We start from the raw sequence: 255 nt of genomic DNA, 5'->3' as shown, positions 1-255 counted from the left end.
TGGTTATGCTTCATATGCACTGGCGTGCTTTTACCAAATTCTAAGCCATCAAATGACCAGCTATAACGTTCCATATTTCCGGTTAAATGCAACTCAATTTCAGCTTCTGGCTCTTGCTGGTTAGTGACCCCTTCAAGTGAGTGTAAATCTGCAAGTGTTAAAACACGGCGACCATTTTTACGTAAACCAATACCAGGATCATCAAGATTTGTTCTAGGCATATCAACGCGCATATCAACTGAAGCTCCATACTCC

At 41.6% G+C, this 255-nt stretch carries 1 pseudogene; it reads right to left on the bottom strand.

Going from position 1 to position 255, the window contains the following annotated elements:
• Nucleotides 1–255 (bottom strand): annotated as a pseudogene (locus PSH50_RS21135) (copper resistance system multicopper oxidase); the annotation flags it as partial.

It is taken from the genome of Pseudoalteromonas sp. Angola-7 (genome assembly GCF_028599255.1).
GTDB lineage: Bacteria > Pseudomonadota > Gammaproteobacteria > Enterobacterales > Alteromonadaceae > Pseudoalteromonas > Pseudoalteromonas atlantica.
This window is presented reverse-complemented; position numbering and strand designations above follow the sequence as displayed.